Consider the following 7788-nt stretch of genomic DNA (forward strand, 5'->3'; position numbering starts at 1 on the left):
GTGGGTGGGTGGGAAACACCGCTCGGGCTGTTCGGGCCTCGTCCTCGGGCGCCGGGCAGGCCGAATGTGCGCCCGGCGCGGCCGATGGGCACCAACTCGCCTCACCTGCGCGGGCGTTGGGCATGCTGCGCGGCGAGCCGTACGGGTGCGTTCTGGGCGCCGTAGCCCTGGTGGCCGGGGTCGCGCTGGACCAGTTCGAAGAAGACGCGGCCGACGGTCCGGGTGTAGCAGTGCCTGAACTCGCCGTGTGCGTCACGGTCGTAGAGGATGCCGAGTTCGCGGTAGGCCGCCAACTCGCCCTCGGTGAGGTCGTACCGGGCCGCGAGGTCGTCGTAGTAGTTCGCGGGCATCGGCAGCAGCTGGCCGCCGGCCGCCCGGAAGCGCCGGGCGGCGGCCACCACGTCGTCGGTGGCCAGCGCGATGTGCTGGGCGCGGGTCTCGTCCTCGGTGGGCGCGGGCCCGACCGCGAGCGCGATGCGGACGCTGCCGCCGGGGCCGGTGACGGCGCGGCTGCGGAAGAGCCCGTACGGGTCGGCGACGTCGACGCTCTCCTGGCCGTGCAGTCCGAGGACGCTGCGGTGGAAGAGGGCGGCCTCGTCGAAGTGGTGCCAGGGCTGGGTCAGGGCCAGATGGTCGATACGGGCGACACCGCCCGCCGTGTCCTCGCCGGCCGAGGTGGTCCCGGCGTCCTTGATGGGCTCGAAGTCGGCCCGCCAGTTGGGGAGTTCGGGGCGGCCCGTGGCGCAGAAGAAGAGTTCCGTGCCGTCGGGGGCGGCCACCGCGTCGAGCGGGGCGTCCTCGGGGGCGCGGCGCCGGGGCAGGACCGGCGCCAGCAGGGCCTCGGCCCGGAGGGCGGCGCCTGCCGGGTCCGGTGACTCCAGGCCGATGGCGGCGAGTCCGGTGCCGTCACGGCGGGCGGCCGGTCCGGTGTTGACGAGGACACGGGCCTCGCCGCGCTCCCACAGGTCGACGGGCTTGCTGCGGTGGCGCGCCGTACGGGCGAGGCCGAGCGCGCCGAGGACGGCCGCGACCGGTTCGGCGTCGGGGGTGACGAGTTCGGCGAAGGCGACACCGGTGGGGACGACGGGCTGGGGCAGCGTGGTGAGTCCGATGCTCTCCTGGAGGACGAGGAGGGAGCGCCGGGCGTCCACGGCGGTCGGTCCGGCCTCGGCCTGCCGGAAGACGTCGTTGAAGACCTCCAGGGAGAGCGGACCGTCGTATCCGGCGCGGACGACATGCCGGAGGAGACCCGCGATGTCGAAGCCGCCCTGCCCGGGGAAGCAGCGGTAGTGGCGGCTCCACTGGAGCACGTCCATGGCGAGCAGCGGGGCGTCGGCCAACTGGAGGAAGAAGATCTTCTCGCCGGGGATGTCCTCGATGCCCTTGGGGTCCGAGCCACGGGAGAGGATGTGGAAACTGTCGAGACAGGTGCCGAGCGCGGGATGGCCGGCCGCCTCGACGATGCTCCAGGCGTGGTCGTACGTGCTGACGTGCCGCCCCCAGGCGAGGGCCTCGTAGGCGACGCGGACGCCGAAGTCCTGGGCCAGGTCGGCCAGTCGGCTCAACTGGGCGGCGGCCAGGGCGTCGTCGTCGAGGGCGAGCGGGGAGACGCTGGAGCAGACGAGGACGGTGTCGGTGCCGAGCCGCCGCATCAGCTCGAACTTGTGCCGGGCGCGGCGCAGATTGCGGGCGAACTCGTCCTCGGGCACGGCCTCGATGTCACGCATCGGCTGGTAGAGGTCGATGGTGAGGCCGAGGTCGGCGCAGCGGGCGCGGATCTCCTCGGGGGTGAGGGGGCTGGCGAGCAGATCGTTCTCGAAGATCTCGACCCCGTCGAAACCGGCCCGGGAGGCGGCCGTGAGCTTCTCGGTCAGGGAGCCGCTGAGCGACACGGTGGCGATGGACGTACGCACGTCGGTACCTCTGCCTTCTCTTGCTTCTGCCTCTGCTGCCTGCTGCCCGCTGTCCACTGCCGTTACTTCGGGGCCGGCAGCGCGCCCGCCAGTTCCCCGATGTCGGCCAGCATGCGCGCGGTGTCGGGTTCCCGGCCGGTGAACAGGCGGAACGCGTCCGCGGCCTGGAAGACGGCCATGCCGCCGCCGTCGAGGGTGGCGCAGCCCAGCGCGCGGGCGGTGCGCAGCAGCTCGGTCTCCAGGGGCCGGTAGACCACCTCGGCGACCCAGAGCCCGGGGTGCAGCAGCCCGGCGGGGAGGGGCAGGCCGGGGTGGGCGGCCATCCCGGTGGGTGTCGCGTGCACCAGGCCGTCGGCGCCGCCGGACCGGTCGGCCAGCGCCGCCAGCCGGTCGGGTGCGGCGGCGGTCGCCCGGCCGGCGCCGAAGTGCCGGTTGAGGGACGTGGCGAGGTCGGCGGCCCGGGCGGGCAGCGCGTCGACGACGGTGATGTGCCCGGCGCCGAGGGTGAGGACGGCGTGTGCGACGGCCGCGCCCGCGCCGCCCGCCCCGAGCTGTACGACCCGGTCCAGCGGGGCGTCGGGCAGGCCGCGCGCGAAGGACGCGGCGAAGCCGGTCACATCGGTGTTGTGGCCGATCGCGTGGCCGTCCTCGAAGACCACGGTGTTGACGGCGCCGAGCGCCTCGGCCCGCGGGTCGAGTCCGTCGAGGTGTCCGATGACGAGCTGCTTGCACGGGTGGGTGATGTTCAGCCCGTCGAAGCCGAGGTCACGGGCGGCCCGTACGAGATCCCCCACCGACTCCGCCCCGACGCCCAGCGTGTCGATGTCGATCAGCCGGTACAGATAGCGCAGCCCCTGCCGGTCGGCCTCCCGCTCGTGCAGCGCGGGGCTCAGCGAGGGGCCGATGCCGGAGCCGATGAGCCCGACGAGAAACGAGTCCTTGGCCACGACGGACCTCCTGTGCGACTGCGGCTCAGCGGCCACCGCCGCCTAATGTACGAACTAGTACGTTAGCTATATCAGCACGGCCGGGCACCGGGGAAGCCCCCGGACGCTCCTCGGGCCTCACGGGGAGCGCGGTTCTCCGGGAGCGCCCCACCGGTGCTTCTAGAATCGCGGGACTGGCCCCTCGCCCGAAGGAACCCGATGACCAGCGTCGAAGAACCGGCACACACAGGCGGGCGCATCCGCGACGCCGCCCGGACCAGGGCCGAGATCCTCGACGTGGCCACCAAGGAGTTCGCCCGGGCCGGTCTGGCGGGTGCCCGGGTGGACGAGATCGCCGCCCTCACCCGCACCACCAAGCGGATGATCTATTACTACTTCGGCGGCAAGGAGCAGCTCTTCACGGCCGTGCTGGAGCGGGCGTACTCCGTGATCCGGCAGGCCGAGCAGGAGCTCGACGTCGAGCATCTGGACCCGGTCGCGGCCATCCGGCGCCTCGCGGAGCTGACCTTCGACCACCATGAGGCGCACCCCGACTTCATCCGTCTGGTGAGCATCGAGAACATCCACGAGGCCGGCCACATCGCCGCCTCCGAGCAGCTCGGGAGGATCGGCTCGCCCGCGCTGGAGGTGATCCACCGGATCCTGGAGTCGGGCCGGAAGTCGGGTCTCTTCACCGCCGACGTGGACGCCGTGGACCTGCACGCCATGATCAGCTCGTTCTGTTTCTTCCGGGTCGCCAACCGGCACACCTTCGGCGCGCTGTTCGGCCGCGACCTGACGGCCCCGGACCAGCGGGAGCACTACCGGACGATGCTCGGCGACATGGTCATCGCCTACCTGACGGCGGACCGTACGGCCTGACGCGGGGCGGAATCCGGGGCGAGATCCTTCGCCGCGACCTCTTGACACCCGGGAAACGTGGGCGCAACATCCGTAGCCAACCGCTACTAACTATCCAGTGGGTTAATTAACCGGGTAGCTCCCGGCCCGGCCGTCCCGTCACCCCAGGGCTCCGGCACCTCTTTCCCCTCCGCTCACTCCACGTACGCTGGAGTTCCCTCGAAGGAGCAAGCCGTGGCGGATTCCGTCGCACCCCACGACCCCGCACCAGCCCCGGGCGCCGCACCCGGGGGCCAGCCGAAGAAGGCCGCCACGGCCGCCTGGATCGGCAGCGCCCTGGAGTACTACGACTTCTTCATCTACGGCAGCGCCGCCGCCCTGATCTTCCCGAAGGTCTTCTTCGACGAGTCCGACCCGGCCACCGCGACCCTGCTGTCACTGGCCACCTTCGGTGTCGCGTACGCCGCCCGGCCGGTCGGCGCGCTCTTCCTCGGGCACTTCGGCGACCGGCTCGGCCGTAAGAAGATCATGGTCTTCACGCTGATCCTGATGGGCCTGTCGACGTTCCTCATCGGCTGCCTGCCCACCCGGGCCCAGGTCGGCTCCCTCGCCCCGGTCCTGCTCGTGCTCTGCCGGGTCCTCCAGGGCATCTCGGCCGCCGGCGAGCAGGCGAGCGCCAACTCCATGACGCTCGAACACGCGCCGCCGGGCCGGCGCGGCTTCTTCACCAGCTTCACCCTGAGCGGCACCCAGGGCGGCCAGCTCCTCGCCACGCTGGTCTTCATCCCGATCGCCGCGATGCCCGAGGACCAATTGCTGTCCTGGGGCTGGCGCGTGCCGTTCTGGCTGAGCATCGCGGTCGCCGTCGTCGGCTACGTCATCCGCCGCAAGCTGGAGGAGACCCCGGCCTTCGCCCAGCAGACCGCCACCGAGGGAGTCGTGAAGCTCCCGCTGCTGATCCTGCTGCGCGAGCACTGGGCGGACGTACTGCGGGTGATCGCGGGCGCGCTCGTCGCCTCCGTCTCCACGATCTTCACGGTCTGGGCGCTGGCCTACGCGACCAGCGACTCGGTCGGCATGAAGCGCTCGTCCATGCTGTGGGTGGCCGCGCTGGCCAACCTGGTCGCGCTGGCCGCGATTCCGCTCTGGGCCACGCTGTCCGACCGTATCGGCCGCCGCCCGGTGTTCCTGGCCGGGGCGGCCGGCAGCGGGATCATGATGTTCGCCTACCTGTGGGCGATCTCCACGCGCTCCTACCCGCTGATCCTGGTCCTCGGCATCATCACCTTCGGTGTGGTCTACAGCGCGGCGAACGGCACCTGGCCGTCCTTCTACGGCGAGATGTTCACGACCCGGGTACGCCTGTCGGGCATGGCCATCGGCACGCAGATCGGCTTCGCCGTCGCCGGGTTCGCGGTCACCTTCGCCGCGGAGATCGCCGGGCCGGACGGGGACGACTGGTCCTCCGTCGCCCTGTTCACGGCGGCCCTGTGCGTCCCGCCCGTGCTGGCCGCGATCACGGCGCGCGAGACACACCGGGTGCCGACGGAACGCCTCGGCGAACGCGCCGCCGAGAAGGCCTCCGAGCGCGCGACCGTGTCGGCCTGATCCTCCCCCGCCTTCCCTTCCGGGTCCCCGGCAGCCATGAGCTGTTCGGGGACTCGGGCATGCCCGCGGGCGGCCCCACCTGCCGTCCGCCCTTCTCGTCCGCCGCACCGGCCGAGGCGGGCTCCGGCTTCACTGGTGATCCGCCGCGCCGTCCGGGACAGAGGGCCCGCTAGCCGCGCGGAATGCCGTAAGCCCGCTCCACCCTGATCCGCAGCACGAGCCGCCGGTCCCGGACCATGGACGCGCGGTAGTCGTCCCAGTCCGGGTGCTCGCCCTGGAGGGACCGGTAGAGCCGGACCAGTTCCTCGACGGTCTCGTCGTGCGGGTCCTCGGCCACCGGCGTCAGGTCGGCCGTGCCCTCGGCCACGGTGTACGCCCAGCGGTCGTCGCTGGTCACGTGGTAGGAGACCCGCGGGTCGCGGCGCAGGTTGCGCGTCTTGGCGCGGGAGTCGGTGAGGGAGACGCGGATGGTGCGCTCGTCGGGGTCGTAGGCGTGCATGACGTTCGAGAGCTGGGGGCGGCCGTCGGCCTTGATGGTCGTCAGTACTCCGCCGCGGTACTCGGAGAGCAGCTTGAGGAGGGGTGCGTCCTGTGCGTCGTCCTGAGTCATGTCTCGCACAACACACGCCCGCCCTCCACCATTCCGGCCCCCGGCTCCCCGCCTCCGGCCCTCCGGCCTACCGGGCGCGACGGAGGAGAGTGAGGTAGACACTGTCTACTCGCCACTGGTAGACAGTGTCTATGAATGATTCCCTGCGCACCCGGCTCATCGATGTCGGCGTCGATCTGGTGACGGCGGAAGGCGTCCACGCGCTGACCCTCCGGGAGATCGCCCGCCGCGCCGGCGTCTCGCACGGCGCACCGCGCCGCTACTTCCCGACCCATCGGGAGCTGCTGTCGGCCATCGCGCGCCGCGGTTTCACCGAGCTGGCGGCCAGGGGAGCGCGGGCGATCGAGGAGACCGGGCCCGGTGGTACGGCGGGACCCCGGGAGCGGATCACCGCACTCGGGCACGTGTACCTCGACTTCGCGCTCGCCAACCGGGGCATGCACGAGCTGATGTTCCGTCACGATCTGCTGGAGAGCGGCACCTTGGGGCTGCGTGAGGCGAGCCTGCCGGTGTTCGCCCTGCTGGTGGAGCTGGTCGGGCAGGCCCGGCCGGACGCCGACGCCCGGCTCGTCGCCGGGTCGTTGTTCGCGAACCTCTACGGCATCGCCCAGCTGTGGACCTGGGGCAGCCTCCAACTCGCCACGGGCGCCGACGACTTCGCGCCCCTGCTGCGTACGGCCCTGGACGCGCACCTCGGACCGGAGGAGCGGTGAGCGCGCACCGGCGGGTCGTGCTGGCGAGCAGTGTCATCGGGGCGGTGGTCGTCGCGCTCGACGGCACCGTGCTGACCGTCGCGCAGCCCACCCTGCAACGGGATCTGCACGCCTCCTTCACCCAGGTCCAGTGGACGAGCACCGCGTATCTCATCGCGGTGGCCAGTCTGCTCGTGTTCGCCGGGCGGCTCGGTGACCGGTACGGACATCAACGGCTGTTCGCCATCGGCGTGCTGGGCTTCGGCGCGGTGTCCGCCGGCATCGGGTGCGCGTCCGGGGTGGGCTGGGTGATCGGACTGCGGGCCGTCCAGGGGGTCTTCGGCGCGCTGCTGCAACCCGCCACGCTCGGGATGCTGCGGGCCGCGTTCCCGCCCGACCGGCTGGGGATGCCGATCGCGTTGCGGACCAGCGCGATCGGGGTGGCGGCGGCTGCCGGTCCGCTGGTGGGCGGCGTCCTGGTGACCCAGCTGGGCTGGCGGGCGGTGTTCTTCCTCAATGTCGTACCGGCGCTGGTGCTGGGCGTACTGGCGTCGCTCGTCCGTGCTCCCGGCCCCGGCCGGTCGCCCGAACCGGGACAGCGGCGGCTCGACCTCCCCGGTACCGCGCTGCTCGCGCTGTCCCTCACCTGCCTCGTGCGTACGCTCGTCGGTGTGCCGGAGCACGGCTGGAGCCCGACGGCCGTCCTCGGGCTGCTCACGGCGGTGGGCGCGGGCCTCGTCCTCGTACGCCATGAGCGGCGCACCGCCGACCCGCTGCTGCCGCCCGACATGCTCGCGTCGACGGTCGTGGGTGCCGCGCTGGGCATTCTGACGGCCGCGTCGGCTGCGATGTTCGGCACAGTCTTCGTGGCCGGATATGTACTCCAGGACGAGCTGGGCATCGACCCGGCGCACACCGGGCTGACCGCGCTGCCGGGTGGCGTGGCGATGGTCCTGGGGGCTCCGGTGGCCGCGGTGCTGCTGCGTCGGTACGGGGCCAGGCGTACGACCGTCGGCGCGCTGCTGCTGCTCTCGCTCGGGGTGCTCGTGCTCTTCCGGGCCTCCGCCGCCGAGCTGGTCGGCGGCGGATTCCTGCTGCTCGGAGCGGGTTTCGGGACCGTGATGGTGACCGCGACGGCCGTCGTCGTACGGCATGCGCCGACCGGGTCGGCGCATGCC

7 protein-coding genes are annotated in these 7788 nt (G+C 72.2%); 4 read left to right on the top strand and 3 right to left on the bottom strand.

Annotated elements, in window-relative coordinates:
- Positions 1 to 101: 101 nt before the first annotated feature.
- Positions 102 to 1913 carry a bifunctional sugar phosphate isomerase/epimerase/4-hydroxyphenylpyruvate dioxygenase family protein gene (locus AOK08_RS39555; protein WP_055535085.1) on the bottom strand — a complete coding sequence of 604 codons (1812 nt, stop codon included), beginning with the start codon at positions 1911 to 1913 and terminating at the stop codon, positions 102 to 104.
- Between the two features lie 62 nt (positions 1914 to 1975).
- Positions 1976 to 2860, bottom strand: coding sequence for a shikimate dehydrogenase (locus tag AOK08_RS39560; RefSeq protein ID WP_055535087.1), 885 nt, complete (start codon positions 2858 to 2860; stop codon positions 1976 to 1978).
- Between the two features lie 198 nt (positions 2861 to 3058).
- Between AOK08_RS39560 and AOK08_RS39565 the strand changes: the two genes are divergently transcribed.
- Both AOK08_RS39565 and AOK08_RS39570 read left to right on the top strand, forming a co-directional pair.
- Positions 3059 to 3721 carry a TetR/AcrR family transcriptional regulator gene (locus AOK08_RS39565; protein WP_055535089.1) on the top strand — a complete coding sequence of 221 codons (663 nt, stop codon included), beginning with the start codon at positions 3059 to 3061 and terminating at the stop codon, positions 3719 to 3721.
- A 213-nt stretch (positions 3722 to 3934) separates the two neighbouring features.
- The gene (locus tag AOK08_RS39570; RefSeq protein ID WP_055535091.1) at positions 3935 to 5308 is read left to right on the top strand and encodes an MFS transporter; all 1374 of its coding nucleotides are present in this window, start codon (positions 3935 to 3937) and stop codon (positions 5306 to 5308) included.
- Positions 5309 to 5477: 169 nt separating this feature from the next.
- Here AOK08_RS39570 and AOK08_RS39575 read toward each other — a convergent pair whose 3' ends face one another.
- Positions 5478 to 5918, bottom strand: a complete 441-nt coding sequence (locus AOK08_RS39575; RefSeq protein WP_055535093.1) for a PPOX class F420-dependent oxidoreductase — start codon at positions 5916 to 5918, stop codon at positions 5478 to 5480.
- 131 nt (positions 5919 to 6049) lie between these two features.
- Here AOK08_RS39575 and AOK08_RS39580 point away from each other — a divergent pair, with 131 nt between their 5' ends.
- Positions 6050 to 6631 carry a TetR/AcrR family transcriptional regulator gene (locus tag AOK08_RS39580; RefSeq protein ID WP_055535095.1) on the top strand — a complete coding sequence of 194 codons (582 nt, stop codon included), beginning with the start codon at positions 6050 to 6052 and terminating at the stop codon, positions 6629 to 6631.
- Positions 6628 to 7788: MFS transporter (locus AOK08_RS39585; protein WP_055535097.1), on the top strand; the 1161-nt coding region annotated here is incomplete at its 3' end. The genes AOK08_RS39580 and AOK08_RS39585, both read left to right, overlap by 4 nt.

It is taken from the genome of Streptomyces graminilatus (assembly GCF_001418565.1).
GTDB lineage: Bacteria > Actinomycetota > Actinomycetes > Streptomycetales > Streptomycetaceae > Streptomyces > Streptomyces graminilatus.